We start from the raw sequence: 26,789 nt of genomic DNA on the forward strand, positions 1-26,789 counted from the left end.
GGCTTACGCTTTCCACCTTACTTTTTTATCGGTACGAGCAGCACTGGCAAGGAACAAGATCGGATCACATACTCGGCCACACTACCCACCAACAGGTCGTACAGAGCACCATGACCATGACTGCCCAGTATGATCATTCGCGCCTGCTCAGCATCAGCTTTTGCGATGATTTCCTTAGCCGTCTGTCCTCGGAGAATGGCAATATTGGCTTTAATGTCAGTTCTGGAGAGGTTGTTTGCCAACTCAGTCAATTTGCGTTTTGCCTCATCGTGTTTGTCTACCAGGTGTTGTTTCACACTCTCCGGACCCGGCTCAAAGCCGACAAAATCAGGATCTGGCTCTTCCACATGCACTAAATAGACTGACTCCGATGGTTTGGCCATATCTGCTACGGCGTCAATCAGTGCGCTGGTTCCGCTAGAAAAATCAATTGCGACAACAAGGCTCATAAGGTGTCATCCTTTTTTCTGTCAGGGCCAATAATGGTTTTCAGAGGCTTTTCACGAACAGTCTGATAGACTCGTTCAATATGTGCAGGCACCCGTTCGCTCCAGTCATCCTGGCTCTGGCGCGATAAGTGTGACCATTCGGGAATCTCCAGATCGGTCGACAGCTCCGGATGATCAAAGCTATCCAGATACGGCGCGTTCAATTCACTCATCACAGGTTTCCAGAACTTTTCAGTATAATCATTCAGCAGCTCTTTCCTGAGATAATCGCCGCTGGAAGGCATGCGAATAAACACGATATCTCCGCCTTTCTGCCGCTGTTTTTCCACCAGCGGCCTGAAAAAGTCGATCAGTCCCTGATTCATCTCCTGGCGTTTTTCTTCAGGAACAGGCTTATCGAGATCAATACCCCGCGTCCAGAAGTTAATAACCTGCTGATTATCAAAAGAGCCTACCTGTTCCACCGGCGGCCACATATCGGTCTGGCGATCGGCAAACACATCGCCTAGTTTCCAGCCTTGTTGATTGAGCACTTTGGCCCCCTCTCGCTGCGGTAATTGGATATAGTGATCTTTAAGCTCGGGTAAGGAAAAAGCTTCATCCAGAAAGGCCAGATACTCAGACAAAAAATCATGCAGGTAGAATCCGGAGATATCTGACGGTGAAGGCTCCTTATAAAAGTCCAGCGCCGGGCCACCGAAATAGCCAGGGCCTATCCAGTTAACGAGAAATGGTGTTATGCCCACCAAAACCAGACCATCGAAGTCCGTATTATTGACCACATCTTCCACAAAAATAGCCGGGCTAGTTCCCGGTAGTGCCAGTTGTATAGGACGGGTACCGAATTGCTGCTGCATAATATCCAGATCGGTGGCCCACAGAATGCGACTTGAGCCAGTGATAACAATACGAATGTCATTCGGCGCATCCAGTTTTTTACGTTCCTCTGCCCACATTTCTTTAAAGCCTGACTGATAGGTACCGGGAATATGGTGCATTGATCTTGCCAATGCCTCCCAGGCAATAATCGCCGCCACTACAATCAGCGCAGCAACAAAGGTGGCATTGACCCAGGGCTGTGTGGGTATTTCGCGATACCTGACAGCACTATTTTCATGCTCAGAATTGGAAGTAGATGAAGGCATTTCCGGTTCCTTGAGTAAAAATAATGGCAATGGTCATAACAGCCAGCACCGCGGTAACCAGCCAGGCCGGGAAACGGGCGACGACGTCTTCGAGGTTGGTGTCGCGCATTTTCCAGTGTGCCAGTAATAACAGCGCCATGATCACGCACACTTCAATAATATAAAGATAAGGCAATGGCGTGGCAGCATCCTCTGGTGCAAATCCCAGCATGGCTGAAATCATATTACCTGAGGTGGTGAAATCCGCGGCTCTGAAAAATACCCAGGTAATATTGATAGCAAGAAAGGTCAACAGTGCCATCACCACTCTGAACCAGGATTGACTGACCACAGCCAGACTCCCCCACCTGGCCGAACAAAAACGCTCCATGGCCAGAAAGCTCCCGTGCAGCCCTCCCCACACCACGAAGTTCCAGCTGGCACCGTGCCACAGACCGCCCAGTAACATGGTCAGCATCAGATTAATGTAGGTACGGGTGTTGCTCATGCGATTGCCACCCAAGGGAATATATAAATAATCCCTTAGCCAGGTTGAGAGTGAGATGTGCCAGCGACGCCAGAAATCAGAAAATCCAATCGCCGCATAGGGAAAACGGAAGTTGGTGGGTAAGGAAAAGCCCAGACACAAGGCCACACCAATGGCGGTGGTCGAGTATCCGGCAAAATCAGAGAAAATCTGTCCGGCAAAGGCAAAAGTACCTAACCAGGCATCGGTAAAACCAACCGCACTTTTGGCATCAAACACCGCTTCAGCAATGGGCGCAAGAAAACCATCGGCAATCACCACTTTTTGGAACAATCCCAGGATCACCAGTGCCATCCCCCAGAAAAACTGGTTCACTCTGGCATAATGCGGGGTAGTAAATTGCGGGATCAGATGACCCGGGCGCACGATGGGGCCGGCCACCAGTTGCGGAAAAAAGGTTACAAACAGCGAAAAGTCGAGAAAAGATCTGGCAGGCTGCGCGCGTCGGAAATATACGTCCAGACTGTAGGCCATGGTCTGAAAGGTGTAAAAGCTGATCCCCATCGGCAGAATGATGGACCACTCAGGCACCTGATAGTCTATGCCTACCGACGCCATCATCGCCTGCCAGTTTTCCAGCAAAAAGCCGCCGTATTTGAAATACCCCAGAATGCCCAGGTTAGTGGCCAGGCTCAGCCAAAGCAGGCCCTTGCGTTTACGCTCATCCTGTTCGTTGTAAATCCATCTGGCCACATGCCAGTCTACAACTGTGGAGATCCACAGCAAAATAATGAATAGCGGGTTCCAGGCAGCGTAAAACAAGTAACTGGCAATCAGCAGACTGATCTTCTTAATTCGCCAGGATAAAGGCGAGTAATGTAGCGCCAGAACAATGGCAAAAAAGACAATAAAGGTCAGGGAATTGAACAACATAGGGAGCCGCACTCCGGTTTTTATGGTTATTGTTGGCTTCGCACCCTTTCAAAAACGCAAAAAGACGACCTTGTGCGGTGTATTAAAGCTAGCAGGGTTATACCCAAACGCAATAAACTGATTACGATGTGGAAATAAAGCCCATGCTTGCACTTTGGTGCGGCCTCAAACCAGGTGTTCTGCTCTGAGGTAATGTCGGTAATCCAATACAGGGGCAAGCTGAAGGCAGTGCTTGGGCAAGAACGTTTTGACGCCGTGGTGATTAAATCAGGAAGATGTCGCTGTGAGTCAGAGCTTATCCGGGTCAGCCAACTGGACTTCTGTAGGTGTGGTTTTTTCAGGAGTGAGCAGCGTGGAAGACCCTTTGACTTTCTCAATCTGTCGGAACACATCGCGCCAGCTCAGAATGCCCACCCACTCTCTCTCAGCATTCACCACCGGCAGGCAGGAAATACGGTGGCGATTAAACAACCTGACCGCCTGTAACACCGATTCATTTTCCAGTATTACCACCAGTTCACGGCTCATGATCTGCGAGACTTTTCGTTTAAAGGCTGCTTGGTCGTAATCATTCGCCATGGGCGTACCAATGCGCGGGCTCAGGCTCTTGAGTAAGTCACGGTCGGAAATAATACCCAGCAGAGTCTTTCCCTTTACCACCAGCACATGGTGAAAGCGGTGCTGTGCAAATATCTGGTATACCTTACCCAGATTATCGTCCAGCCCCACAGTGACCACGTCAGAGGTCATGATTCTACTGACTTTCATCGCCTTAACCTAAAAAGTATATGCATATCAATACTATAATCGCTTGCCAATATATTACAGCGCTTTTTAAGCGCGCTTTTTCTGATCAGGCCGGATCCAATACCAACTCAGCATGACCAACAATCCAAACAGAGTATATGCCAGCGTAAAGACCCAGGTCGGGGCCTGATAATAGAGTAATTCCGACACCCAATGGGCGATAAAAGCGCCATCATAGGTGACATCCCGGGCCTGCTGGCGCAGCGCCATTTCCCATCCGGTTAATGGACAGTTCTGCCCCAGCCAGGACTGGATCACCACAAAACCAATGGCAGCTAAATGCAGGATGCGAAGACGACGGTTTCTGATCCAGTGCCAGTCACGCCAGTAGCCGATAAAAATCAGCACCAGCGTCAACACCACAAAAAGGACAAAGGCAAAATGAAGGATGAGGATGGCATCAGCTGCGAGCAGGTACAGTTGCTGTGAACTCATGTTGCCCTCCTTCAGTAAACTCCGTCTGTCGCAGCCCTAATGCCCTCCGTGCGCAACTTTGGCATTGAGCAAGGGCAGACGAGTAGGGTTACTGCCCGTTAACCCCCTGCCCGTTCATTGTCATCGGCATCCAGCGTCTGACTCTCAAGCATCTTAGTACTGAGTTTTTTACTGCTTTGTACCCCTAAGCTCTTAAACTCCTCAACCCGGCGCACCAGATTTCCACGCCCTTCCGAGAGCTTATTCATGGCGCCATCATATTTCTTCTGCACGGTCTGTAAACTGTTACCCAGACTCTCAAGATCTTCGGCAAAACCGACAAATTTGTCGTACAGCCTGGCCGCTTTGTCGGCAATAATTTTGGCGTTCTGATTCTGGTATTCGTACTGCCAGATATTGTTTATGGTGCGCAGCGCCACCAACAGATTCGTCGGGCTGACCAGCATAATGTTGTTATCCAGTGCCAGCTTAATCAGATCAGGGGCATGGTCGATAGCCAGCAAAAATGCCGCTTCGACCGGCACAAACATCAGCACATAATCCAGCGTTTTCACGCCCTCTAGATTCTGATAGTCCTTGTTACCCAATCCCTTAATATGATTACGCAGAGAGGTGATGTGCTCATTCAGATAACGCTCACGACTGGCGTCATCTTCTTCATTAAAGTAGCGCTCGTAGGCGGCCAGTGACATCTTGGCATCAATGATCACATCTTTGTCACCGGGCAGGTGCACAATCACATCAGGCTTATACGCCTTGCCCTGTTCATCCTTATACTGGCCCTGGGTGTCATATTCATGGCCTTCGCGCAATCCAGATTCGCTTAAGATACGCTCCAGCACCACCTCACCCCAGTTGCCCTGCTTCTTATTATCGCCTTTCAGGGCACGGGTTAAGGCCGCCGCTTCTTCGGTAATCTGCACATTGAGTTGCTTGAGATTGAGGATTTCTGTCTTCAGTGAAGCGCGCTCCTGCCCCTCTTTGGTGTACTGATCACTGACCTGCTTTTTAAAGCCCTCAATCTGATCCTTCAATGGGGTCAGTAAACTGTCCAGGCTTTGTTTACTGGCTGTCGTGAAGTTTTCTGTTTTCTGCTGGAAAATCTTATTGGCCAGATTCTCAAACTGCTGTTTGAGGTTTTGTTCGGCGTCTTTAAGCAAAGCCAGCTTTTCTTCTGCGGCTTTTTGTTCCTGCTCGAAGCGTGCTTTTTGCGATTCCAGTGCGGTGCGTAGTTCACCCAATTCATCACTGGCTGACTGCCACTTATCCTGCCATTGCTGTGATTGTTGCTGTAGCTCAGGAATACGCTGTGCCTGCTGACGATACTGGCCCAGCTCAGACTGTAATTGCAGCTGTTGCTCGTGGGTATGCTCAAGCTTGCGCTTCACTTCATCCAGTTGCTCGTATGCCTGATGCAGACTGTGCTGATCCTGCTGGTGCTGTTGCTGCACATGATTGAGTTCGGCTTGCAGCGCCTGCTCTTTCGCCCGAGCGCGGCGTGACACCATCCAGCCACTGACTAACGCACCCAGGGCCAGCCCTCCAGCGGCAAGGGCCAGCTCCAGCATTTGCAGATTTAACGCCATGCTCACTTGCTCATGGCGCTGTCGAGTTCTTCGATTCTGGCTTTCCAGATAGCCGGGCCCGTTTCATGGGCATTGGCGCCGGTGCTATCTACCGCAACGGTTACCGGCATGTCTTCCACTTCAAACTCATAAATGGCTTCCATACCCAAATCTTCAAACGCCACAACACGGGATTTCTTAATTGCCTTAGACACCAGATAAGCCGCACCGCCTACCGCCATCAAATACACCGCCTTGTGTTTGGCAATACTGTCTACCGTTGCCGGGCCTCGCTCGGCTTTACCAATCATGCCAATCAGGCCGGTTTTATCGAGCATCATGTCGGTGAACTTGTCCATGCGCGTGGCGGTCGTCGGGCCTGCCGGTCCCACGACCTCATCGCCGACTGCATCCACAGGGCCCACGTAATAGATGAAACGATTAGTTAAATCCACACCCTCAGGCAGCCCTTCACCATTATCCAGCATGGTTTGAATGCGTTTGTGAGCCGCATCACGACCGGTCAGCATCTTGCCCGACAGCAACACGGTTTCACCCACTTTCCAGTCCTGAATGTCTTCTTTGGTGACGGTATCGAGGTTCACCCGACGAGTGTTCGCCCCCACTTCCCAGGTCACTTCAGGCCAGTCTTCCAGTTTCGGCGCCTGCAGCTCCGATGGTCCACTGCCATCGAGGGTAAAGTGCGCATGGCGGGTAGCGGCGCAGTTAGGGATCATGGCCACAGGTTTAGAGGCCGCATGAGTTGGCAGAGACTTAATTTTCACATCCACCACCGTCGTCAGGCCACCCAGGCCCTGTGCGCCGATACCCAGATCGTTGACCTTCTTGAAAATATCCAGGCGCAGCTTTTCTTCAGTCGTTTCGGCGCCACGGGCCATCAGTTCCTGAATATCTACCGGATCCATCAGGCTTTCTTTGGCCAGTACGGCGGCTTTTTCTGCCGTACCGCCAATACCTATTCCGAGCATGCCCGGCGGACACCAGCCTGCCCCCATAGTGGGCAGGGTTTTGACCACCCATTCGGCGATATCATCAGACGGGTTGAGCATCACCATTTTAGATTTGTTCTCACTGCCGCCGCCTTTTGCGGCAATCATCACTTCAATTTTGTCACCGGGCACCATATCGATATGCACCACTGCAGGGGTATTGTCTTTGGTGTTTTTACGGGCGCCGGCAGGGTCCGCCACAATCGAGGCGCGCAGCGGATTATCAGGATTCAGATAGGCGCGACGTGTGCCCTCATCCACCATTTCCTGAACGGTCATATCGGTTTTATCCCAGCTTACCTGCATGCCAATTTTGACAAAACAGGTGACAATACCGGTATCCTGGCACAGCGGGCGCTTGCCCTCAGCAGACATGCGCGAGTTAATCAGTATCTGCGCCATGGCATCCTTGGCGGCTTCGCTTTCTTCGCGCTCATATGCCTGCTCAACGGCTTTGACATAATCCAGTGGGTGATAATAAGAAATGAACTGCAGTGCATCTTCAATGCTATCAATAAAATCCTGCTGACGGATCTGTGTCATGCTTGGCCCCTTAGCGAGTCTGGTCTTTGTTGTTTGAATATTTGGTTGGCGTATTATATACCCATGTCAGCGCAAAATGCAGGCTTCAGCGGGAGATTAAAACACTTTAAAATATACCGCTGCCGACCCATTCTTGCTGCGACTCACTGCCTTTATCTGGCGCTTTTCGGACGTTTTTTAACCGGTTTAATCGTGTATGGAAAAACGGTATCAGGATGGCATGTTGGCACTGTGAATGGTCTGCGGTATTTTATGCCCTTTTACAGACATCCGAGTGTTGCGGCTGTTTTACTCACGGCACAGGGGCCAGTGAAGGCAGACAGTGTCTCAGGCTCGCTTCACCCTGACACGCATTTCATCCTCTTTTTTAGGTAGTTACGTGAATAAACATTCCCTCGAATCACAGTTAGACCTGCCATGCCTGTTTGGCCACTATTGCGATCAGGACTGGGCCATGTTGCTCGATTCTGCCGGCAGCGCACATGTTAACGGCGAATTCGACGTGATGCTGGCCGAGCCACTGGCCTGGGTGACCACCAAAGGACCACGCAGTCACATCTATGCCCATCAACAACACCAGAACAGCGACGCCGCCCCCCTTGAGATTGTTGAGACACTGGTAAAGGAATACTTTTCCGATGCGTCTTTGACCAGTGTTAAAGATTTTCCCTTCAGTTGTGGTGCCGCGGGTTATTTTTCCTATGACCTGGGCCGTCGTTTCGAACGACTCCCTGAACGTGCCGAGGCCGATACCCAGGCACCGGATATGGCCATCGGCATCTACAGTTGGGCGGTGGTGAAATCCCGCCAAAGCGGTGAAACCTGGCTGCTCAGCCATCCTGATTATCCGGCGCCAGCCCCTGATACGCTCAACCGGCTGGCCAGAACATCGCCTCAGGCACACGCCCCCTTTAAACTCACCAGTGCCTGGCACTCCAACATGAGTAAACAGGATTACAAACAAAAGCTGGCGCGCATCCATGAATACCTGCTCGCCGGTGACTGCTATCAGGTTAACCTGGCCCAACGCTTTAAAGCAGACTATCAGGGTAATGAATGGCTGGCCTACCAGCAGCTTCGTGAGGCCAATCAGGCGCCCTTTTCTGCTTTTATGCGCGTGCCCGATGCGTGTGTCATGAGTATCTCACCAGAGCGATTTTTGTCAGTACAGGAGGGCAAGGTACAGACCAAACCCATAAAAGGCACCCGCCCACGCAGCACCGACCCCGATGAAGATCAGGCGCTGGCGATGGCGTTGTCTGAATCAGAAAAGGATCGTGCTGAAAACCTGATGATTGTGGATTTGCTTCGAAACGACATCAGTAAGCATTGCCAGAGCGGAACGGTAAGAGTGCCCCAGTTATTTGCCATTGAAAGTTTCCCCGCGGTGCATCATCTGGTGTCCACCGTAGAGGGTGAACTGCAGGCCGACGCCAGCCCGCTGGATTTGTTGCGCGGTGCCTTTCCCGGTGGTTCTATTACCGGCGCACCCAAAATCCGCGCAATGGAAATCATTGAAGAGTTGGAGCCACACCGACGCAACATATACTGTGGTAGCATAGGGTATCTGTCAGCCGATGGTCGTATGGATACCAGCATCTGCATACGTACCCTGTTATGTGAAAATAATCACCTCTATTGCTGGGCCGGGGGCGGTATTGTGCTGGACTCCGATGCGGAGATGGAATATCAGGAAACCTTGCACAAGGTAAACAAAATTTTACCACTGTTATCTGAAAATACAGCCAATAACTAAGGGATTGAGTGTCATCCTGCGATGAACAAAAGCACTTTTTTACATCAGTTTTATAACGTTCGGCAGGTTCAGTACGAACCCGATTATCCGCTGAACAAGCCTGGCTATCCGGCGGCGGTACTGATGCCTTTGATCAACAGAGAGCAGATGACCATGCTCTTCACCCGCCGAGCCAGCCATCTGCGCCATCATGGCGGACAGGTCAGCTTCCCTGGCGGACGCATGGAACTGCAGGATGACAACCTGCTGGCTGCGGCGCTGCGGGAAACAGAAGAAGAAATTGGTATTGATAAAGAGCAGGTGGAGATCATCGGTCAGTTGGGGTGTTATCGCACCATCAGCGGTTTCGAAGTGACCCCGTACATCGGCATTATTGAGCCGCCCCTGGCGCTGAGACAGGATCACAATGAAGTGGCGTCAATCTTCGAAGTGCCCCTGAGTTATCTGATGAACAGGGATCATCATATGGTACATTATGCCCAGCGTCGCGGGCATCACCACCCTATCTATTTTATTCACTGGCAACAACAGCATATCTGGGGCGCGACAGCGGCGTTTGTGCGTAATCTGTCTAATCACCTTGGCTGAGTTAAAGGCGTAACACTTTTCTTTACACCTTATTAACTGAGCTAATCTGACGGATTACTTTTGTCTGTTTGTTGTTTACTGCACAATTCGCCATCCTATAACAACGATAAATCATCAAGAGAGCCCTATGATCAGTGTATTTGACATGTTCAGTGTTGGTATCGGCCCGTCCAGCTCCCATACGGTTGGCCCGATGCGTGCCGCCAAGGCATTTATAGAAGAACTCAAAACCCGCGACCTGTTTACCTCTGTCGACAGGATTAAAGTGGAGCTGTGCGGATCATTGGGACAAACCGGTAAAGGACACGGAACGGGCAAAGCAGTAATTCTGGGTCTGCTGGGCCACGATCCCGAAACCGTCGATGTGGATGCGGTGGAGCAGATGCTCAAAGAGATTGAACAGAGTCAAAAGCTAAACCTTAATGGTGAAAAACTGATTAAGTTTCCGCGCGAAGGTGCCATTGTTTTTCACCGGCGCAAGACCCTCAAACTCCATTCCAACGGACTTATCTTCAGTGCCCGCAACGGCGATGAGGTGCTGTTCAGCCAGACCTACTATTCCATCGGCGGCGGTTTCATCATCAAAGAAGAGGATTTCGAGGATGAAAAAGCCACCGCGTTGAAACACGAAGAGAAGCCCGTCCCCTATCCTTTTGAGACCGCGGCGGAGTTGCTCGGACACTGCAAAGAGAGTGGCATGCGTATCAGCTCACTGATGCTCAAAAATGAACAGGTTTTTCAGAACGAAAAAGACATCCGTGCCAAGCTATGGCACATCTGGCGGGTGATGGATGAGTGTATTGAAAAGGGGAAACAAACTGAGGGGATCCTGCCCGGTGGGCTGAAAGTCAGACGCCGTGCGCCCGATTTATATCGCAAGTTGCAAAGTGAGAAAAGCGCCGATCCCATGGCGGCCATGGACTGGGTTAACCTGTTTGCGCTGGCCGTCAATGAAGAAAATGCCGCAGGCAGCAGAGTGGTGACCGCACCGACCAACGGCGCGGCCGGGATCATTCCCGCGGTACTGTGTTATTTCGACAAGTTTGTTCGCCCGGTGGATGAAGACACGGCGGTGCGTTACCTGCTTACCGCTGCCGCCATTGGCATTTTATATAAGAAAAATGCTTCTATCTCAGGCGCCGAGGTTGGCTGTCAGGGTGAAGTGGGTGTAGCCTGCTCCATGGCCGCCGGCGCGCTCACCGAAGTGATGGGCGGCAGTGTTAACGCCGTGGAAAATGCCGCCGAAATCGGCATGGAACACAACCTGGGTTTAACCTGTGACCCCGTGGGCGGACTGGTGCAGGTACCCTGTATTGAGCGTAATGCCATGGGTGCCATCAAAGCCATTAATGCCGCGCGACTGGCACTGCGTGGTTCAGGTGAGCACAAAGTGTCACTGGATAAGGTGATCAAGACCATGTGGGACACCGGCAACGACATGAAATCCAAGTATAAAGAGACGGCCCGTGGCGGCTTAGCCGTGAATATTATTGAGTGTTAATGAAACGGGCGCGGGCTATCCTGGCACCGTAACATCCGGGCAATATAGTCAGGCATCCAGCGCCCTTCTCTTTCAGTAATATCCGGTATCTGGTTAAGACGCCTTACTCCTGGGTACATGGTGTTGCAGACGATGGTTCATGTCTTCCACCACCCGCACTTTAAAACTGCCCTCCCCCTGTTTGTTCAGTCTGGCTTTGTACTCGGTAATGTCGAGCACTTCCATATTGACGCTCAGCGTTTTAAATATTTTTGGAAAACGCTGTCCCGGCACCTGCACATGATGCAGGCCTCCACTATAAACAAACAGCAGTTTACCGCTGTCTAACCGGGTCAGGATGTCTGCCACACCACCTCTGACGGTCATCGGGTTACCGTCTTTATCCAGTCCGTTGCGACGCTTCATGCGTCCCTCCGGAAGGATGGCTGTAATAACATCCTCCGTGACATGAGAGAGAAAATGTTGCCAGGATTCATCCTGCTGCCGGGTAATGGGAATACAACCGGGTAACAACACCTTTAAAATTCGACCCGTCATGGGACGCTCCAACGTAATATCGGCCCCCGGCACCACCACCTTGTGGGCAATTTTCCACACAAAATGCCAGGGTGCAAACCGAATAAACAATGGCTCAAATAAGCTGGTGTGATTGAGAAAGACCACCAGTCGCACCTCTTCCAGCGCTTCCTCCTTGCTTTCACTTAACCAGTTAACCCTGCCCCGATAAAAAAGATGGGCGAGGATTTTTACTTTTGCCATCAGCAAAAAGCTGAGGAGTTTATTCATATTCCAGCCTGGGTTTGTGGAGATGGTTTTCAGACCATTGTATCTAATCGGGGTTCTGTTCAAGGAATTTTTTTTGCGGTCGATATCTTGTCTGTAAGCAATGGTTCTGGGGTGAACAATGAGCGTAAATATCAAAAACCAAATTAAGAGTCTGTGCATGGCCACGGTCACAGTCTGTTTCTGTGTCACACTCACCGCCTGTATGCAGGGCTTTTCCGTTGCCGAAACTGCCGCACAGGTGCCTGCCTCTAAAAATGTACCTGAGATGGCGCTGAAACGGGTCAATCAGACCTTTAAAACCTCATTTATGATGGGAGATTGGTATTACCAAGGCGCTACTGCGGTAAAAGGCGGTATTGACGCCTATATTCAGGTTCCGGCTAAACTGGATATGAAACCAGAATACCAGCGCGATTACCTGCGCCAGTCAGTATGCCCCAAGGCTGACAACACCAAGCTATGGCAGGAGCTTTCAGGCCTGTCGCTGTCAGTGCACCTGTATACATTCAACAAGCGGTTTAGTATTCATGCAACCTGTGACAACCCACTTGCCTGAGTGTCAGATGATGATCAAACAGGGACCTCAGGGTCCCTTTTTTGTGCCTGCCATCAAGCCTGATTTACTGTTCAGCCTCAATTCAGCCCATGGGCTTATGCTGGATAACAGGATACACTTTGGCAGTACAGGTTGTGCAGATTCAGATCATGAGTAACAGTCAGATGAAATTAGTCAAATTACTGCCATTGTTAGGTGCCTTGTGTGTCATTGCTGCGCCGCAGGCCAAAGAGACAGACCAGGACCAAATCGACAAAGCCAGTGCCGCGCAAAAAGCCCGTCAGCAAGTTAATGGACGGGTACTGAAGGTCGATCGCACCAAAGACAACTACAGAGTCAAAGTACTGAAAAAGTCCGGTCGTGTAGTGTCTGTGGACGTCGATCCTAAATCCGGCAAGGTGAGCAACAAGGATAAGAAGCGAGACGGCCAGTAAAAACGGGCTGAAAAGGAGCAGAAGCGGGTATGCGAATATTAATTGTGGAAGATGACAGTCGCCTGTTGACCCAACTTGATAGGTTAATGCAGGAAAATGGCTACAGCGTGGATCTGGCCGATGACGGTGAAAAAGCGTTGTACTTGTTTAACGAGTATCCCTATGACCTGGCGATCATCGATATTGGTCTGCCAAAGCTGGATGGTCTGGAGCTTATCCGCCGCGTACGTCAGCAAAAAATTGTCAGCCCGATCCTGATCTTAACCGCCCGCGACCGTTGGCAGGAAAAAGTGGAAGGGCTGGAGGCCGGTGCCGACGATTATCTGACCAAACCCTTTTACAATGAAGAGCTGCTGGCGCGCGTCAAGGCACTGATACGCCGTGCCGCAGGACAACCTAATCCGGCTCTTGAACGTGGTCCGATTCGGCTGGATACCCTCTCAGAAGAAGTGTCTGTTGAGGGACAGGCTGTGGAACTGACCGCATATGAATACCGGGTACTGGAATACCTGCTGATGAACCCCAGTAAAATTGTCTCAAAAACCGAGCTGACCGAACATATTTATGATCAGGACTTTGATCTGGACAGCAATGTGATTGAGGTATTTGTGGGACGTCTGCGCAAAAAACTCGACCCGCAAAACCGCATCAAGCCCATCGAGACCCTCCGTGGCAGGGGCTATCGGATCAATCGCCAGCTATGACCAGATGGTCGCTGAAGCGGCGCAGTCTGGTCGCCGCCATTCTGGTGCTGACGATATTTCTTCCCCTTGCGGCACTGGTGCTGGAGCAGGCATTTAGCAACAGTCTGAGTCAGTCGATGGAAGAGCAACTGCGCTTACAGAATCTGGGACTGATCTCTGAGTTTGAAGTGATCGGCGGTGAAATTCAGATGCCCGAGCAGTTGTTTAATAACAGTCTGAATATCCCCGGATCAGGCACCTATGCGATGATATCCATGCATAAACTGCCCCTCTGGGAGTCCAATTCAACCCTCAGCTGGACAGAAATCCCCGAGCTGGAACGTCCAGTTGTAGGGAAAGAGCAATTTATTTCCACGGAGTTACCACAGGGTCACTTTTTTCAGTTTAGCTATACCGCTGAATTCGAGGATTCCGGTTTCATGTTCCCGGTCACTTTTCATATTTTACAGGACAGACAACTTTTTGATCAGGAGGTGGGTGCCTTTCGCACAACTTTGTGGCGCTGGCTGGGGCTGATTTTCGTGCTCCTCATCGCCTTGTTGGTGTTCAGCCTGTACGCCGCGCTGCGCCCAATCAGCGAGCTGGTTAGTCAAATCAGCGAGACCGAGGCCGGTAACCGCGATCGCCTCAGCGGTGCTTTCCCGCCAGAACTCGAGCGCCTAAAAAGCAGCCTCAATCATTTGCTCGATTCAGAACTGCAGCAACGACAACGCTACCACAACAGCCTCGGAGATCTGGCCCATAACCTGAAAACTCCCCTCGCTCTGTTAAAAGGTAACGAACAGGTTATGGCCTCAGCCGGTGAGCCGGTGGAGCAGATTGACAACATCATCAGCCGTCAGCTTAAACGTGCCGTCGCCGGCGCTGGCAGTGGCTGGCAACAAAAGGTGGCACTTGCCCCACTGTTGCGCCAGCTCAGCCAGGCGATGAATAAAGTGTATGCTGACAAACACCTTAACATTGAACTCAGGCTCGACAGCGAAGGAGAACTGGCCGCCGATAAAACCGACCTGATGGAGCTGTGTGGCAATCTACTGGACAACGCCTGCAAAGCCGCAAAGGAACAGGTCATCATAGGGTTACATCAACACGGCAAAGCGTTACACCTGACCATCGAAGACGATGGTCCTGGTATTGCCGCCGACAAGCGTGAGCAGATCCTCAACCGCGGGACGCGACTCGACTCCTATGCCAGTGGACAGGGCTTTGGCATGACCATCGTTATGGATTTGATTACTGCCTACCACGCCCGTCTGGACATCGAAGATGCGCCCTCAGGAGGTAACCTTTTCCGCGTTCGTTTCAGCACCGTCACCAAGTAAAACGGCAAACCAACGCCCGCCCTCTGTGGACTCCAGGGCAATCTTGACGATCATGGTCAGCGGCACCGACAGCAACATCCCCACTGTACCCAGCAGCCACCCCCAGAAGATCAGGGATAAAAACACTACCAGAGTCGACAGACCCAGGCCTCGCCCCATAAAGCGAGGCTCAATGATGTTGCCCATTAATGTGTTCAGGGCGATATAAAACAGCGCCACTGCACCGGCCATGGCCGGGCCAAGCTGCACAAAGGCCAGTAGCACCGGGGGAACCGCGGCGAGAATCGAGCCGATATTCGGAATGTAATTAAGCAGAAAAGCCAGCACGGCCCACAGCATAAAGTGGTCAAGCCCCATAAAGTACAGCACTACACCTACCAGGGTACCGGTGAGTAAGCTGATGAGGGTCTTAATCACCAAATAGTTTTTCACTGAGGCGAGAAACTTGTCTACCTGTTGAATTTTCATGGCCGGGTCTGCCAGGGCAATATGTACCTTTTTGGGTACCGTGTCGGCTTCGAAAAGCATAAAGACCACGGTCAGCAAAATCAGGAAAAAATTGGTCATCACCGAGCCCAGGCTGGTCAGCAGATTGCTGGCCATGTTCATGGCCAGTCCGGGGTCGAGATAAGACAGCAGCTGATTGCGGTCAATCTGAATATTCAGTGATGACAGCTGCGAAGCTACCCACGCCAGTTCATTGGCAAGCTGCGCCTTGTAGTTGGGCAGATTAAGGGTAAATTCGTTCATGGACTGACCGACTAATCCCGCCAGCATAAATCCAAAAATGACGATAATCAGTATAACCAGTAGCACTGAAATCAACTTGGGAATGCGATACTCAGATGCACGCCGGATAATGGGGTTGCAGGCAATGGCGATAAAGATAGAAAGTAAAAAAGGCACCACAATGCCACTGGCGGCTTTAATGCCTGCCAAAACCACTATCAGAGAAGCCATGGTCAGCAGCACTTTTAGACTGGAGCTGTTTTTTATATCCATTATTCACAAGTCAAGATTCAATGCTTATGGCAAAATTAACAGAAACACCGACGCTTTGACAGCAAATGGCGTTGGGAATTAACAGACTGAGGAAGTTAATAAAAATGACGCTAAATCCGGCGATAATCCGTATAAAAAACCTGCGCCTGCGTACCTATATCGGTATCAAACCCGACGAAATCGAAAACAAACAAGACGTGCTCATCAACGTAAAGATTTGCTATCGGGCGGAACAGGCCACCAACTCTGACGACATGCAGGATGCACTCAATTACCGCACTATCACCAAACGTATTATTGAGTTGGTTGAGCATAATCGCTTTTCTCTTTTGGAAAAGCTCACCTCAGAGATTCTTGCCATCGCGGCAGAACATCCCTGGGTTACCTTCGCCGAAGCAGAGGTCGATAAGCCCCATGCCCTGCGTTTTGCTGATTCCGTCTCTCTGTGCTTATCTTGTGGTAACCTTGAATAACGCCAAATCAACGAGACTATTATGCGTATTCTGATGACAGGCGGAACCGGATTGATCGGTTCCAGATTGCTTTCGCGTTTCCCTGAAAGCCACAAGATTACGGTACTCACCCGTAATCTGGCAGAGGCACAAATGGCCCTGGGACGACGCGCTACCTGGCTGTCGTCACTCAAATCCCTGAGCAACCTGGACGAGTTTGATGCTGTTATCAACCTCGCCGGCGAGCCCATTGCAGATAAACGCTGGACGACAAACCAGAAAGAAAAAATCTGCCATAGCCGCTGGGATATCACGCAAAAGCTGGTGGATCTGTGCCAGGCTGGCACACAACCGCCGAAAGTCTTCATCAGTGGCTCCGCCATTGGCTACTATGGCCGCCAGGGAGACGAAATCATCAGCGAGTATCACCAGCACTGCCATGATGAATTCAGTCACCGCTTGTGTAAAAAATGGGAAGAGACTGCCCTGCAGGCTGAGTCCGATATGACGCGGGTATGTTTGTTAAGAACGGGGATTGTGCTGAGTCGCCGTGGTGGTGCACTGGTTAAAATGCTCCCCCCGTTTAAGCTTGGACTCGGTGGCCCTATGGGCAACGGAAAGCAATATATGTCGTGGATCCATATCAGTGACATGGTGGCGGCCATAGAATTTCTGCTCGAACAACCGGATTGCCAGGGTGCCTACAACCTCACCGCGCCAAATCCGGTTACCAATGCCGAATTTAGTAAAACACTGGCCAGCGCACTGCACCGCCCTTGTCTGTTTCCTATGCCGGCCTTTGTGGCGAAATTGCTGTTCGGAGAAATGTCTGATCTGCTTTTGTATGGACAGCGCGTCTTACCCAAGCGCTTACAGGAAGCCGGATTTAGCTTTCAGCACCAGCATTTAAATGAAGCCCTGCAAAGCCTGCAATTGTGAGACGCTTTCCCCCCTATGTAGCGGATGTGAGCGCGGCGTTGGCGTGCTGGCCAACGCCCATCTCCTCACTACACCATTTTTCTGAGCAGCTGACTGGTATTAAGCGACAACAGCCGCCAGCAACTGATGGCACCGAGCAGTCCCACCACCAGCGCTCCGGTCAGCGGTGCCAGCAACCAGTATTGCCAGTGCACGGCAGTCTGCATGTTAAACACCTGACTTTGCAGTAAGTATAAGGCCAGTTCATTGGCCAGCGCCGCCATGGTCCCGGCCACCACACCAATGATAATAAACTCTGCAATCACACTCATTCTGATCATCCGTCCCCTGGCTCCCAGCGTCCTTAAGATGGCCAGTTCCTGCTGACGTTCATCCATGGTGGATTGCACCTGAGCCACCAGAACCAGTGCGCCCGCACATAGCACCAGCACCAGAATAAACTCAACCGCCAGTGACACCTGCGACACAACACTGCGCAGCTGATTGATACGGGCATCCACGTCGAACAAGGTTACGGTAGGAAACGGCGACATTAACTGTCCTAGCAGGGCCTTTTGCTCTGTGGGCAGATGAAAGCTGGTAATATAAGTGGGCGAAAAAGCTTCCATGGCTGCGGGCTCAAGCACAAAGAAAAAGTTAGGTTGCATGGTTTGCCAGTTAACTTCACGCAGGCTGCCTACCTGTGCCTCCACCACTTCACTGCCAATATTAAATCGCAACATGTCGCCGAGCTGAATATCCAGCCGCTCGGCCACCTGAGACTCCACCGACACCTGATAGAGCTGCTGTGCATCATCCGGCTCGCCATGCCAGCTGCCGGCCACCACCCGGTTCTCATGTTGCAGGGTATTGCTCCAGGTCAGATTGGCTTCTCTGCCAAGGCCACGACGGCCGCGTTCGTCATCCTCTTTGGTCACCTCGGTGCGGATGGTGTCATCGTTAATGGCAACAAAACGCCCCCTGACCACAGGATAAAAGTTTTCCATCTGCACGCCACGGGTCTCAAAGTGAGATTCAACTGTGGGCCGCTGCTGATCGGTAATATTGATCATAAAGTAATTCGGCGTGCCTTCTGGCAACTGCTCCTGCCATTGTTTAACCATGTCATTGCGCATTACCAGCACCACCAGTAACAGCATGATGGTGATGGCGAAGCTGATCAGCTGCACAGAATTATCCATGGCGCGGCGCTGAATTCTGGCCCAGGCCAGTTGCCATGCGCCCATACGCCCCTGCCCCAATTTGCGACCCAGCCAGATCAGTCCCATAGTCACAACCAACAGGGCAGCAGCCAGCATCAAACCGGTGACCAGCAAGATGAGAGAGATTTTAAGGTCGCCACTGTAGGCCCACATCAGCATAAAGATGGCGCTGCCAGCGGCAATAAACTGACTGATTCTGGAACCGACACTGGCACCGAGATCGCGACGCAATACCCGCAATGGCGGTACAGAAAAAAGCTTCATCAGCGGATAAAGGGAAAACAGTAAGGCACACACAACCCCGGTAAAGACTGCAATGATAAAGGGTCGCCAATGCCATGCATCCAGTGCCACCGGGACTTTATCGGCGATCAGTTCGGCGACCACATGCTGGGCCGCGAAACCGATGCCCGCCCCCAGCGCAATGCCCAGTGTGGCGATAAAAATAATTTGCATCAGGTAAATCTTACGCACCATGGCCCCCGGTGCGCCCAGGGTTTTCATGATGGCCACGGGATCGTAATGGCGGTGACTGTAGCGCTGCGCCGCGACCGCGATGGACACAGATGCCAGCACAATGGCAAGCAGGCTGGCCAGAAGGAAATACTGCTCTGCGCGGCGCACGGAACGGCCCAGTGGCGAATCATCATCTTCTACAGAGCGCCAGTAATGCAGTTCACTGTCCAGTTGTGGTTCCAGCCACTGGTAATAATCATCCAGGGCCGCGCTGTCTCCACTGAACATATAATCATAATCGGTACGACTGCCGGGACCGGTGATGCGTGTTGCTGCCAGGTCACTCAATGGCATGAGTACCAGTGGATCGCCACCAAATACGTTGAAGCCACCGTCAGGCAATTCGCTGATCACGCCACTGACAACAAAGTTTTTCTCCCCGATTTCAACCTTATCACCCTGTTGAATACCCAGAACCTGAAATAAACGGGAGTCCAGCCACACTTCACCCGGTCCGGGGAGCGTCTCAACCGCTTTGCCAAGACCAAAAGGCTGGTCTGCCAGCTTGATGGTGCCTTTGAGTGGGTATGCATTACTCACCGCCCTCACATCTGCCAGCATCAGTTCGTCGTTGGCAAACACCATAGAGCGCATTTGCACGCGCTGTGCCGTGTTCAGGCCTTGCGTACGCGCTTGTTCAAGCCAGGTGTCAGGGACCGGTTTGTCTGATCCTAATAAGCGATCTGCGGCAAGAAACTCGGCGGTACGGTCTGTCAGCGCACTTTGCAGCCGTTCGCTGAACAGCGACAAAGACAAGACTGCGGCTACCGACAAAATGATCGCCAGTAAAATCACCGTCAGCTCACCACGGCGGGCCTCATGACGAAATAAACGCCATGACAAAGTCAGAACAGCAGCATTGGGATTAGCTGACATAGCGCTGCTCCGCAGAAGCTTTTTCTTCGCTTTCCTCAGTGAGTGAACCCGCATGCATGTGTAACTGGCGGTCACAGCGCTGTGCCAGCTCTGTATCATGGGTTACCAGCACCAGCGTGGTGCCCGCCTGACGATTGAGTTCAAACAGCAGCTTTTCAACCTTGTCGCCATTGGCCGCATCCAGGTTGCCAGTGGGTTCATCAGCAAACAGAATCTTCGGGCGGGTGATAAAGGCTCTGGCTATGGCCACACGTTGCTGCTCACCGCCACTGAGCTGGTTAGGGTAATGACTGGCCCGATGCTCCAACCCTACTTGCTGTAACGCTTCCAGAGCCGCCTGACGGGGATTGGCCAGGCCGGTGATTTCTGCCGGTAGCATCACATTTTCCAAGGCTGTGAGGCTTTGTACCAACATAAAGCTCTGAAAGATAAAGCCCACTTTTTCTCCGCGCATGCGGGCTCGGGCTTCTTCGTCCATTTTATGCAAGGGGGCTTCATCGAGAAAAATTTCTCCGTCGGTGACTTGATCCAATCCGGCCAATAACCCTAATAAAGTAGACTTGCCCGAACCGGACGCACCGACAATGGCAACCGACTCACCGGAGTTGACATCAAAACTGATTGGCTGAAGGATCTGAAGTTCGCCTTCGGTGGTACTCACGATTTTTGTGATAGCCCTGGTTCGAATCATATTTATTGGAGTCCTGTGCACTGTGTTTTCATATGTAAAGATTATCCTAGTTCTTATACCCGTATTGCTGTTTTCAGATCAACTCAAGGCTGAACAGTTCAGGTTACTGATCTTAGGTGACAGTCTAAGTGCTGCCTATGGTATGCAACAAGAACAAGGCTGGGTGGCATTGTTACAAAATGCGTTGGCCCCAAAAGGCATTAAGGTCATCAATGCCGCCGTCAGCGGTGAAACCACCGATGGCGGTCTTGCCCGTCTGCCCCGGTTACTGGAGCAACATCGTCCCACACACTTGCTGATTGAACTGGGAGGCAATGACGGGCTGCGGGGCTATCCGGTCAAGAAGCTACAGGCAAACATCACCGACATGATCAATCTGGCACAGGCGCAAGGGACTGAGGTGTTTCTGCAACAGATGCAAATTCCCACCAACTTCGGCAGACGCTATAACCAGATGTTTATGGACAGTTTCACTACCCTTGCCGATAAGCACGACGTGCCGCTGATCCCCTTTTTCCTGACAGACATTGCCCTGCAGGACAACATGATGCAAAAAGATCGCATCCACCCCAGTGTGCAGGCCCAGCCACATATCGCCCGCTTTATGCAGGACCAGCTTGAGCCGCTGTTGCTGGACGCACCCTAATAGCCAGTTCAAGGTGCTGACAACATCGGGACAAACACCACTAACATGGTCTATGATTAAAAGACGGTAACACAACGAGGTCAATAGTGATGGAAATTGGATCAGCGGTTGGCAGCAATGTGCAAACAGTTCAACCCCAGCCCGCTCAACAGCAAACTCAGGCGGCTGACCAGCAGCAGCGCCAGGCAGAAGTAGAAGTGGCGCGACTGGAAACGCCTTCACAAGCCCCTGATCCCGGGCAACGGGTGGGTAGCGTTATTAACACCCAGGCATAAAAAAAGCCCGTCTGAAGACGGGCTTTTTTATGCTATGACAGGTCAGGGCCTCACATATCCCTGAGGTTTATCCTGACTGAGTGTCAGATAGCGGTCCCTGAGCTTGGTTTGTCGAGATTCAAGCTCAACCTCCTCGCCGTTAATCAGCACCCTTTCTGGTGCTTCCATGACCTGCAACGGGTCTCCTGACCAAATGACCACATCAGCCACTTTGCCAGATTCCAGGCTGCCGTAATCTTTTTCCACACCCAACAACTGGGCCGGATTGATGGTCAGCGCAGCAAGGCCCTGCTGCCAGGGTAAACCATTGGCTACAGCATTTCCGGCGTGTTGAGTGGCCAAACGCAAATTGTGCGTATCCATGCCAATGGACACCTTCACACCCGCGGCGTCTAAGCGCCCCGCATTAGCCAATGTGGCCCCAAGTTGATCGAAGCTGCCGGGCAGGTTGGCTTCCGGGTCGAGTATCACCGGTATCTTCGCCGCCGCAATATCTTTGGCTACCCGCCAGCCCTCCGTGGCGTACAGCAGCACCAGTTGAAGCTGAGGATAGTCTTGTTTGAGGGCGATAACCTGAAGGATGTCTGATTTGCGCCTTGCATCGATAAACAAGGGCATATCACCGGCCACTACGGGTAACAGGGCGTTAGCGTCTTCTTTGCTAAGAGCCCCGTGCCAGTCATCCTTAGGTGTCAGCGGGTTACCCTGCAATGCACTTGCCTCAGCAAGCGCACTGAGTAGTTTGGGCCACAATACTGCGCGACTGCCACCGTTATCATCAGCACCACCATGATCAACGGCCACGGTCATAAAGGCTCGTGGCTTGACCAGACTCTCGTCGATACCGAGGCTGAACACGGCTCCCTGACCGCCAAACAAACTGTGGGTTGATGACATTCCCGATGCGGCCAGCGTGAATCCCTCAATACGGGTCACCGGAATCAGTGTCGAATCAGGGTTAAAGGCATAACTGACATCTATCGCTGCACCATAAGGCGCGTAATCCTGGCTTTCTGCGCTGGCGTCGACAGTGCCTGCAGACATCCCTACTTCAACCAGTCCCAATGAGGTAAAGGCGCCGATGAGGCCAGGTGTCACCACTTTGCCCGTGGCATCGATGACCCGATAACCTGCCGGAGCATCCTGGCGTTCATTGACCGCCTCGATACGCCCGTCTTTGATCAGAACCATGCCTTTTTCGATACTGCCCTGTTCTGACAGGGTATGCACGTAGCCGCCCACAATAGCAATGTTTTGTGCCTGAACTGCCCCACAACCCAGTGCTGTTATTAATGCAATCGCCAGCTTTTTCATTTCACATCTCCTTCACCAGGTTGACCCAATTCAAAATCCTGTACCGGCCAGCTTGCCGGATCCTGGCGGTCATACGCCAGACCACCATCGATATAGACCCGCTCGGCCTGAGCGTAAGTGGAAAAAGGATCGGTACTCCATAGGACGATGTCAGCGTTTTTACCCGCTTCCAGTGAACCTGTCTGGTCGAAGATACCCAGAGATTTCGCCGGGTTTGCCGACAACCACTGCCAGGCTTCAGCTTTGGAAATGTCGATACCAGCGCGTAAGCCATCTCCAAGCGCCTTAGCGGCCTCCTGATTCAGGCGCTGAATACCCAGGTCATCATCGGAGTGAACAATCGCGCAGGCACCGCCCTGATGAACCATGGGCACATTTTCGCGGATACCGTCGTAAGCTTCCATTTTGAATCCCCACCAGTCAGCCCACATGGCAGAGCAGACATTATTTTCTGCCAGCAGATCGGTAATCTTATAAGCTTCCACGGCATGCTGGAATGAGGCAATCTGGTAATTAAACTCCTTCATCAAATCCATCATAATCGCCATTTCATCGGCGCGATAGCAGTGCATATGCACCATAATCTCGCCATCGAGCACACCCACCAGACTGTCCATGGTCAGATCCCGTTTAGGTGGCGTCGGATTCTTTCCGGCCTCATGTTCTTCGCGGTATTTCTCCCATTTACGCTTGTAATCCTGTGCATCGGCCCAGGCCTGACGGTAGCCCGCAACATTTCCCATACGGGTAGCCGGGCCGCCTTTGTCGCCATACACCCGTTTAGGGTTTTCACCACACGCCATTTTCATGCCATAGGGTGCGTCAGGAAATTTCATCGACTGCATGGTTCTGCCGGGCAGATTCTTGACCGTCACCGCGCGACCACCCACCAGATTGGCTGACCCGGGCAGGATTTGCAACGCCGTTACCCCGCCAGCCAACGCACGACTAAAGCCGGCGTCCTGCACCCAGATGGAATGCTCGGCCCAAACCCCGGCAGTTACCGGCTTGGTCATTTCATTACCGTCAGAATGAGAATGGGTACCGGGCGAGGGATAGACCCCGAGATGACTGTGCACATCAATAATGCCTGGTGTCACCCACTTACCACTGCCATCAATGATTTCGGCGTTGTCCGGGATCGCGATATCAGTGCCCACAGCCACCACTTTACCCTGTTCAAACAGCACCGACGCGCCTTCAATCTGACCGCCAATACCATCTAGCAACGTCACATTGGTAATGGCAGTGGTGACTGAAGGTAACGGCGTATAGGTGCTGGGATAGGGATCTTTGTCAATCTCAACCAGAGGGGGTTGTTCATCACTGGCCTGTTGACCGCAGGCCGCAAGCATGGCCAGCGACAGGGCCGCAAATAAAAAACGGGGGGAACCTTGCATATAGTTATTATCCTCTAAGGTAGGTAAACAGCGCCATTCTCTGGGAATGCACTAAATCATAGAACACAGCGCGCAGACCTGTCATTCCGACATTCAGCCTGGCAGCTTGAATTGCTAAGTCTATTTAGAGCAAATAATCGAGCGGGGATCAATATGTCTGCGACAGAGCCGCGTAAATCACGGTTGAGTCTGCTGCAGATAAGGCAAAATCTGCTGCGCCGTTTTCAAGGTGCGAATCTGATTAAACAGCAGATCAGCACCACTGTACTGACGTTTCAGATAGCCAAGCCACTGCTTCAGACGATTCGGGTAATAGCGTCCTTTGTCGCCGTAAATCTCATACCCGGAGTAATCTGCCAACAGCACCTTAACCTGCGTCCAGCTCATCGGCTCGGCGCCACGGATGACCTGTGCCAGATTAGGTAGTGCCAGTGCACCACGTCCCAGCATAATATCGTCGCACCGGGACTGCTGCTGACAGGCCAGTGCATCGGCCGCACTCCATATTTCACCGTTGGCCACCACAGGAATACTCACCTGTTCACGAATCCGTGCGATCCATTCCCAATAGGCAGGCGGCTTGTAACCCTCAACCTTGGTTCTGGCATGCACCGTAATCAGATCAGCCCCTGCAGCTTCCAGCGCCAGCGCATTATCGATAGCCAGAGATTTATCCTCAAACCCCAGGCGCATTTTAGCGGTCACAGTTTGCGTCGGCCCCACGCCCGCTCTGACGGCACTGACAATGGTATATAGCGCCTGGGTTTCCTTGAGCAGAACGGCGCCCCCTTTGCTTTTATTGACGGTTTTGGCCGGACAGCCAAAGTTAAGGTCAATACCATGAGAGCCCAGCTCCAACGCCCGCACCGCATTGTCAGCCAGACATTGTGGATCCTGACCCAGTAACTGCACCCGCACGGGCGTACCGGCCGGAGTGCAGCCCTGAGTATGCAGTTCAGGGCACAACCGATAAAACACTTTGGCCGGTAATAGCTGATCCACCACGCGCACGAATTCAGTAATGCACAAGTCAAAGCCGCCAATTCGTGTGAGCATATCGCGCATTAAATGATCAACTACCCCTTCCATCGGGGCCAGAGAAATCTGCATCTGTGGTTAGCCGGAATTCACTTGGTCTGAAAAGACGCGCAGTGTAGCATGTCAGCTACGTGCTGACAGTACAGACAATTCTTAGATGACATTATTAGATTTCCTCGCCATTGGCTGGTTTTTTATCATTTGGATCGGCTATACCCTGTTTGCCAAAAAACAGGCCCGGTTCAGGCATTGTCTGGCGGCCGAACTCAGAGGTAAGCGCAACCAATGGATGGTGCAGATGTTACAACGGGAAAACCGGGTGGCCGATGTCTCTATCATCTCCACACTGGAGCGTAACATCACCTTTTTTGCTTCCAGTTCATTGCTGATACTGGCAGGCTTGCTCACAGCCATGGCCTCAGTGGAAAAACTCAGTGTCATGTTGGCACAGCTGGCACTGTCCTCTCCCAATACACACCTGCAAATTCAGCTTAAACTGCTGTTATTGGTCGCCATCTTCGTGTTCGCCTTTTTCCAGTTTACCTGGTCATTGCGCCAATATGGCTTTGCCGGGGTACTGGTTGGCGCCGCGCCGGACGGACGTAAACTCAGTGAAGAGGACGTGCAAGATTATGCCAATCGCGCCGCCAAAGTGATTGATCAGGCAGGCCATTCTTTTAACTACGGCCTGCGTTCTATCTATTTTTCACTCTCAACCCTGACCTGGTTTGTAGACGCAAGGCTGTTTATGCTTGCCTGCGTGATTACCATGGTCATTCTCTACCTGCGGGAGTTCCACTCCAAAGTTTTAAAGGCACTGAAAGAATAAGGGTACAGGGTGATGTGAATCGTGATTGCCTGAACAGGCTATACGCTGCAAAAAAGATGGGGTAGTTGTGTAAAGGCTAGCAACAGTCAGTGCGGGTGCGCACTCTCTGGGGGACTACTGACGCGCTGTCATCATATTTTACACTTACTTGGGGCAGGAATGATTGCGAAAGCGCGCTGCGGTATGGCCGATAAAGGCACCCAAAGCACCAAGGCCAAAGGCATACAAGGGCATCATCACAAACGCCATATTAATACCGGTAAGGCTGAAGGGGTTTACACCCTCTTGCCACAGCCAGGAGCCATGTCCATACATCAAGGCTATACTGGTGCCGGCGATGAAACCTCTGACCTCAGAGTATTTGCCCTCTTCTGCCAGGCTACGTTCGTGTTTCAACCACAACCAGGCCACCATCAAAGGAGAAATTACCCATGGAAACAATGGGTTAATTATTATTCCCTGAACAAGATAACAAGCTACCGTCAGTCCAATTAACCAGATCCTGACTCCCCTGTCCGCCCTCATGGTATTCCCCCGCACAAGACATGTTATTGACGTTAATCTTATTTTTTAACAAAACGGAGGAAAAATAAGCAAGAAACAGTCCAA

General features: G+C 51.7%; 27 protein-coding genes. 12 read left to right on the top strand and 15 right to left on the bottom strand.

The window, feature by feature from the left end:
* Positions 1–17: 17 nt before the first annotated feature.
* The 7 genes from CCY32_RS02610 to CCY32_RS02640 all read right to left on the bottom strand — a co-directional run bounded on the left by CCY32_RS02610 (position 18) and on the right by CCY32_RS02640 (position 7,353).
* Complete coding sequence (locus tag CCY32_RS02610) at positions 18–449, bottom strand: universal stress protein (RefSeq protein ID WP_088328996.1); 432 nt, start codon at positions 447–449, stop codon at positions 18–20.
* Positions 446–1,594 (bottom strand): hypothetical protein, encoded by a 1,149-nt coding sequence (locus CCY32_RS02615; protein ID WP_088328997.1) that lies wholly within the window; start codon positions 1,592–1,594, stop codon positions 446–448. Before CCY32_RS02615 ends, CCY32_RS02610 begins: the two co-directional genes overlap by 4 nt.
* A complete protein-coding gene (locus CCY32_RS02620; protein ID WP_088328998.1) occupies positions 1,569–2,993 on the bottom strand; it encodes an MBOAT family O-acyltransferase in 1,425 nt (474 codons plus the stop codon). Before CCY32_RS02620 ends, CCY32_RS02615 begins: the two co-directional genes overlap by 26 nt.
* Positions 2,994–3,281: 288 nt before the next feature.
* Positions 3,282–3,761, bottom strand: a complete 480-nt coding sequence (locus CCY32_RS02625; protein WP_088328999.1) for a CBS domain-containing protein — start codon at positions 3,759–3,761, stop codon at positions 3,282–3,284.
* 66 nt (positions 3,762–3,827) lie between these two features.
* Complete coding sequence (locus CCY32_RS02630) at positions 3,828–4,235, bottom strand: DUF2784 domain-containing protein (protein ID WP_088329000.1); 408 nt, start codon at positions 4,233–4,235, stop codon at positions 3,828–3,830.
* 98 nt (positions 4,236–4,333) lie between these two features.
* Positions 4,334–5,743 (bottom strand): DNA recombination protein RmuC, encoded by a 1,410-nt coding sequence (gene rmuC / locus CCY32_RS02635; protein ID WP_246840520.1) that lies wholly within the window; start codon positions 5,741–5,743, stop codon positions 4,334–4,336.
* An 80-nt stretch (positions 5,744–5,823) separates the two neighbouring features.
* Positions 5,824–7,353, bottom strand: coding sequence for a fumarate hydratase (locus tag CCY32_RS02640; RefSeq protein ID WP_088329001.1), 1,530 nt, complete (start codon positions 7,351–7,353; stop codon positions 5,824–5,826).
* Between the two features lie 379 nt (positions 7,354–7,732).
* Between CCY32_RS02640 and pabB the strand changes: the two genes are divergently transcribed.
* The 3 genes from pabB (at position 7,733) to CCY32_RS02655 (ending at position 11,198) form a co-directional block, all read left to right on the top strand.
* Positions 7,733–9,109 (top strand): aminodeoxychorismate synthase component I, encoded by a 1,377-nt coding sequence (pabB, locus tag CCY32_RS02645; protein ID WP_246840504.1) that lies wholly within the window; start codon positions 7,733–7,735, stop codon positions 9,107–9,109.
* 21 nt (positions 9,110–9,130) lie between these two features.
* The gene (locus CCY32_RS02650) at positions 9,131–9,697 is read left to right on the top strand and encodes a CoA pyrophosphatase (RefSeq protein ID WP_088329002.1); all 567 of its coding nucleotides are present in this window, start codon (positions 9,131–9,133) and stop codon (positions 9,695–9,697) included.
* A 127-nt stretch (positions 9,698–9,824) separates the two neighbouring features.
* Complete coding sequence (locus CCY32_RS02655) at positions 9,825–11,198, top strand: L-serine ammonia-lyase (RefSeq protein ID WP_088329003.1); 1,374 nt, start codon at positions 9,825–9,827, stop codon at positions 11,196–11,198.
* Positions 11,199–11,291: 93 nt separating this feature from the next.
* On the opposite strand, the gene CCY32_RS02660 is transcribed toward CCY32_RS02655, so the two are convergent.
* Positions 11,292–11,984: a 1-acyl-sn-glycerol-3-phosphate acyltransferase gene (locus tag CCY32_RS02660; protein ID WP_168171413.1), complete on the bottom strand. Its 693-nt coding sequence runs from the start codon at positions 11,982–11,984 to the stop codon at positions 11,292–11,294.
* A gap of 157 nt (positions 11,985–12,141) precedes the next feature.
* Between CCY32_RS02660 and CCY32_RS02665 the strand changes: the two genes are divergently transcribed.
* The 4 genes from CCY32_RS02665 (at position 12,142) to CCY32_RS02680 (ending at position 15,000) form a co-directional block, all read left to right on the top strand.
* Positions 12,142–12,540: a hypothetical protein gene (locus CCY32_RS02665; RefSeq protein ID WP_141096162.1), complete on the top strand. Its 399-nt coding sequence runs from the start codon at positions 12,142–12,144 to the stop codon at positions 12,538–12,540.
* Between the two features lie 164 nt (positions 12,541–12,704).
* Positions 12,705–12,974 carry a PepSY domain-containing protein gene (locus tag CCY32_RS02670; protein ID WP_088329239.1) on the top strand — a complete coding sequence of 90 codons (270 nt, stop codon included), beginning with the start codon at positions 12,705–12,707 and terminating at the stop codon, positions 12,972–12,974.
* A gap of 29 nt (positions 12,975–13,003) precedes the next feature.
* Positions 13,004–13,678 carry a response regulator transcription factor gene (locus CCY32_RS02675; protein WP_088329006.1) on the top strand — a complete coding sequence of 225 codons (675 nt, stop codon included), beginning with the start codon at positions 13,004–13,006 and terminating at the stop codon, positions 13,676–13,678.
* Complete coding sequence (locus CCY32_RS02680; protein ID WP_088329007.1) at positions 13,675–15,000, top strand: ATP-binding protein; 1,326 nt, start codon at positions 13,675–13,677, stop codon at positions 14,998–15,000. Before CCY32_RS02675 ends, CCY32_RS02680 begins: the two co-directional genes overlap by 4 nt.
* On the opposite strand, the gene CCY32_RS02685 is transcribed toward CCY32_RS02680, so the two are convergent.
* Positions 14,953–16,002, bottom strand: coding sequence for an AI-2E family transporter (locus tag CCY32_RS02685; protein ID WP_088329008.1), 1,050 nt, complete (start codon positions 16,000–16,002; stop codon positions 14,953–14,955). The two genes, CCY32_RS02680 and CCY32_RS02685, sit on opposite strands and share 48 nt — an antisense overlap.
* 104 nt (positions 16,003–16,106) lie before the next feature.
* On the opposite strand from CCY32_RS02685, the gene folX reads away from it, so the two are divergent.
* Positions 16,107–16,475: a dihydroneopterin triphosphate 2'-epimerase gene (gene folX, locus CCY32_RS02690; protein WP_088329009.1), complete on the top strand. Its 369-nt coding sequence runs from the start codon at positions 16,107–16,109 to the stop codon at positions 16,473–16,475.
* A 21-nt stretch (positions 16,476–16,496) separates the two neighbouring features.
* On the top strand, positions 16,497–17,393 hold the full coding sequence (locus tag CCY32_RS02695; RefSeq protein WP_088329010.1) for a TIGR01777 family oxidoreductase: 897 nt from the start codon (positions 16,497–16,499) through the stop codon (positions 17,391–17,393).
* A gap of 68 nt (positions 17,394–17,461) precedes the next feature.
* On the opposite strand, the gene CCY32_RS02700 is transcribed toward CCY32_RS02695, so the two are convergent.
* On the bottom strand, positions 17,462–19,987 hold the full coding sequence (locus CCY32_RS02700; protein ID WP_088329011.1) for an FtsX-like permease family protein: 2,526 nt from the start codon (positions 19,985–19,987) through the stop codon (positions 17,462–17,464).
* A complete protein-coding gene (locus CCY32_RS02705) occupies positions 19,977–20,678 on the bottom strand; it encodes an ABC transporter ATP-binding protein (protein ID WP_088329012.1) in 702 nt (233 codons plus the stop codon). Before CCY32_RS02705 ends, CCY32_RS02700 begins: the two co-directional genes overlap by 11 nt.
* A gap of 22 nt (positions 20,679–20,700) precedes the next feature.
* On the opposite strand from CCY32_RS02705, the gene CCY32_RS02710 reads away from it, so the two are divergent.
* The gene (locus CCY32_RS02710; RefSeq protein WP_348638933.1) at positions 20,701–21,324 is read left to right on the top strand and encodes an arylesterase; all 624 of its coding nucleotides are present in this window, start codon (positions 20,701–20,703) and stop codon (positions 21,322–21,324) included.
* Positions 21,325–21,413: 89 nt separating this feature from the next.
* Entirely contained in the window at positions 21,414–21,599 is a 186-nt protein-coding gene (locus CCY32_RS02715) for a hypothetical protein (RefSeq protein WP_088329013.1), read from the top strand.
* 42 nt (positions 21,600–21,641) lie between these two features.
* Here the strand turns inward: CCY32_RS02715 and CCY32_RS02720 are convergent, their stop codons facing one another.
* From CCY32_RS02720 to CCY32_RS02730, 3 genes are all read right to left on the bottom strand, one after another.
* The gene (locus CCY32_RS02720) at positions 21,642–22,913 is read right to left on the bottom strand and encodes an amidohydrolase family protein (RefSeq protein WP_088329014.1); all 1,272 of its coding nucleotides are present in this window, start codon (positions 22,911–22,913) and stop codon (positions 21,642–21,644) included.
* Complete coding sequence (locus tag CCY32_RS02725; RefSeq protein WP_246840521.1) at positions 22,910–24,268, bottom strand: amidohydrolase; 1,359 nt, start codon at positions 24,266–24,268, stop codon at positions 22,910–22,912. Before CCY32_RS02725 ends, CCY32_RS02720 begins: the two co-directional genes overlap by 4 nt.
* A 222-nt stretch (positions 24,269–24,490) precedes the next feature.
* The gene (locus CCY32_RS02730) at positions 24,491–25,423 is read right to left on the bottom strand and encodes a tRNA-dihydrouridine synthase (RefSeq protein WP_088329016.1); all 933 of its coding nucleotides are present in this window, start codon (positions 25,421–25,423) and stop codon (positions 24,491–24,493) included.
* Between the two features lie 85 nt (positions 25,424–25,508).
* Between CCY32_RS02730 and CCY32_RS02735 the strand changes: the two genes are divergently transcribed.
* Complete coding sequence (locus CCY32_RS02735) at positions 25,509–26,180, top strand: DUF599 domain-containing protein (RefSeq protein WP_088329017.1); 672 nt, start codon at positions 25,509–25,511, stop codon at positions 26,178–26,180.
* 144 nt (positions 26,181–26,324) lie between these two features.
* Here CCY32_RS02735 and CCY32_RS02740 read toward each other — a convergent pair whose 3' ends face one another.
* A complete protein-coding gene (locus CCY32_RS02740; protein WP_141096163.1) occupies positions 26,325–26,582 on the bottom strand; it encodes a hypothetical protein in 258 nt (85 codons plus the stop codon).
* Positions 26,583–26,789: the final 207 nt, after the last annotated feature.

This window comes from Lacimicrobium sp. SS2-24, assembly GCF_002201535.1.
Lineage (GTDB): Bacteria > Pseudomonadota > Gammaproteobacteria > Enterobacterales > Alteromonadaceae > Lacimicrobium.

Excerpts from the sequence above, each read along its gene's own strand:
- CCY32_RS02610 (WP_088328996.1), bottom strand. The coding sequence starts at position 449 with ATGAGCCTTGTTGTCGCAATTGATTTTTCTAGCGGAACCAGCGCACTG.
- CCY32_RS02615 (WP_088328997.1), bottom strand. The coding sequence starts at position 1,594 with ATGCCTTCATCTACTTCCAATTCTGAGCATGAAAATAGTGCTGTCAGG.
- CCY32_RS02620 (WP_088328998.1), bottom strand. The coding sequence starts at position 2,993 with ATGTTGTTCAATTCCCTGACCTTTATTGTCTTTTTTGCCATTGTTCTG.
- CCY32_RS02625 (WP_088328999.1), bottom strand. The coding sequence starts at position 3,761 with ATGAAAGTCAGTAGAATCATGACCTCTGACGTGGTCACTGTGGGGCTG.
- CCY32_RS02630 (WP_088329000.1), bottom strand. The coding sequence starts at position 4,235 with ATGAGTTCACAGCAACTGTACCTGCTCGCAGCTGATGCCATCCTCATC.
- rmuC (WP_246840520.1), bottom strand. The coding sequence starts at position 5,743 with ATGGTGTCACGCCGCGCTCGGGCGAAAGAGCAGGCGCTGCAAGCCGAA.
- CCY32_RS02640 (WP_088329001.1), bottom strand. The coding sequence starts at position 7,353 with ATGACACAGATCCGTCAGCAGGATTTTATTGATAGCATTGAAGATGCA.
- CCY32_RS02650 (WP_088329002.1), top strand. The coding sequence starts at position 9,131 with ATGAACAAAAGCACTTTTTTACATCAGTTTTATAACGTTCGGCAGGTT.
- CCY32_RS02655 (WP_088329003.1), top strand. The coding sequence starts at position 9,825 with ATGATCAGTGTATTTGACATGTTCAGTGTTGGTATCGGCCCGTCCAGC.
- CCY32_RS02660 (WP_168171413.1), bottom strand. The coding sequence starts at position 11,984 with ATGAATAAACTCCTCAGCTTTTTGCTGATGGCAAAAGTAAAAATCCTC.
- CCY32_RS02665 (WP_141096162.1), top strand. The coding sequence starts at position 12,142 with ATGGCCACGGTCACAGTCTGTTTCTGTGTCACACTCACCGCCTGTATG.
- CCY32_RS02670 (WP_088329239.1), top strand. The coding sequence starts at position 12,705 with ATGAAATTAGTCAAATTACTGCCATTGTTAGGTGCCTTGTGTGTCATT.
- CCY32_RS02675 (WP_088329006.1), top strand. The coding sequence starts at position 13,004 with ATGCGAATATTAATTGTGGAAGATGACAGTCGCCTGTTGACCCAACTT.
- CCY32_RS02680 (WP_088329007.1), top strand. The coding sequence starts at position 13,675 with ATGACCAGATGGTCGCTGAAGCGGCGCAGTCTGGTCGCCGCCATTCTG.
- CCY32_RS02685 (WP_088329008.1), bottom strand. The coding sequence starts at position 16,002 with ATGGATATAAAAAACAGCTCCAGTCTAAAAGTGCTGCTGACCATGGCT.
- folX (WP_088329009.1), top strand. The coding sequence starts at position 16,107 with ATGACGCTAAATCCGGCGATAATCCGTATAAAAAACCTGCGCCTGCGT.
- CCY32_RS02695 (WP_088329010.1), top strand. The coding sequence starts at position 16,497 with ATGCGTATTCTGATGACAGGCGGAACCGGATTGATCGGTTCCAGATTG.
- CCY32_RS02700 (WP_088329011.1), bottom strand. The coding sequence starts at position 19,987 with ATGTCAGCTAATCCCAATGCTGCTGTTCTGACTTTGTCATGGCGTTTA.
- CCY32_RS02705 (WP_088329012.1), bottom strand. The coding sequence starts at position 20,678 with ATGATTCGAACCAGGGCTATCACAAAAATCGTGAGTACCACCGAAGGC.
- CCY32_RS02715 (WP_088329013.1), top strand. The coding sequence starts at position 21,414 with ATGGAAATTGGATCAGCGGTTGGCAGCAATGTGCAAACAGTTCAACCC.
- CCY32_RS02720 (WP_088329014.1), bottom strand. The coding sequence starts at position 22,913 with ATGAAAAAGCTGGCGATTGCATTAATAACAGCACTGGGTTGTGGGGCA.
- CCY32_RS02725 (WP_246840521.1), bottom strand. The coding sequence starts at position 24,268 with ATGCTTGCGGCCTGCGGTCAACAGGCCAGTGATGAACAACCCCCTCTG.
- CCY32_RS02730 (WP_088329016.1), bottom strand. The coding sequence starts at position 25,423 with ATGCAGATTTCTCTGGCCCCGATGGAAGGGGTAGTTGATCATTTAATG.
- CCY32_RS02735 (WP_088329017.1), top strand. The coding sequence starts at position 25,509 with ATGACATTATTAGATTTCCTCGCCATTGGCTGGTTTTTTATCATTTGG.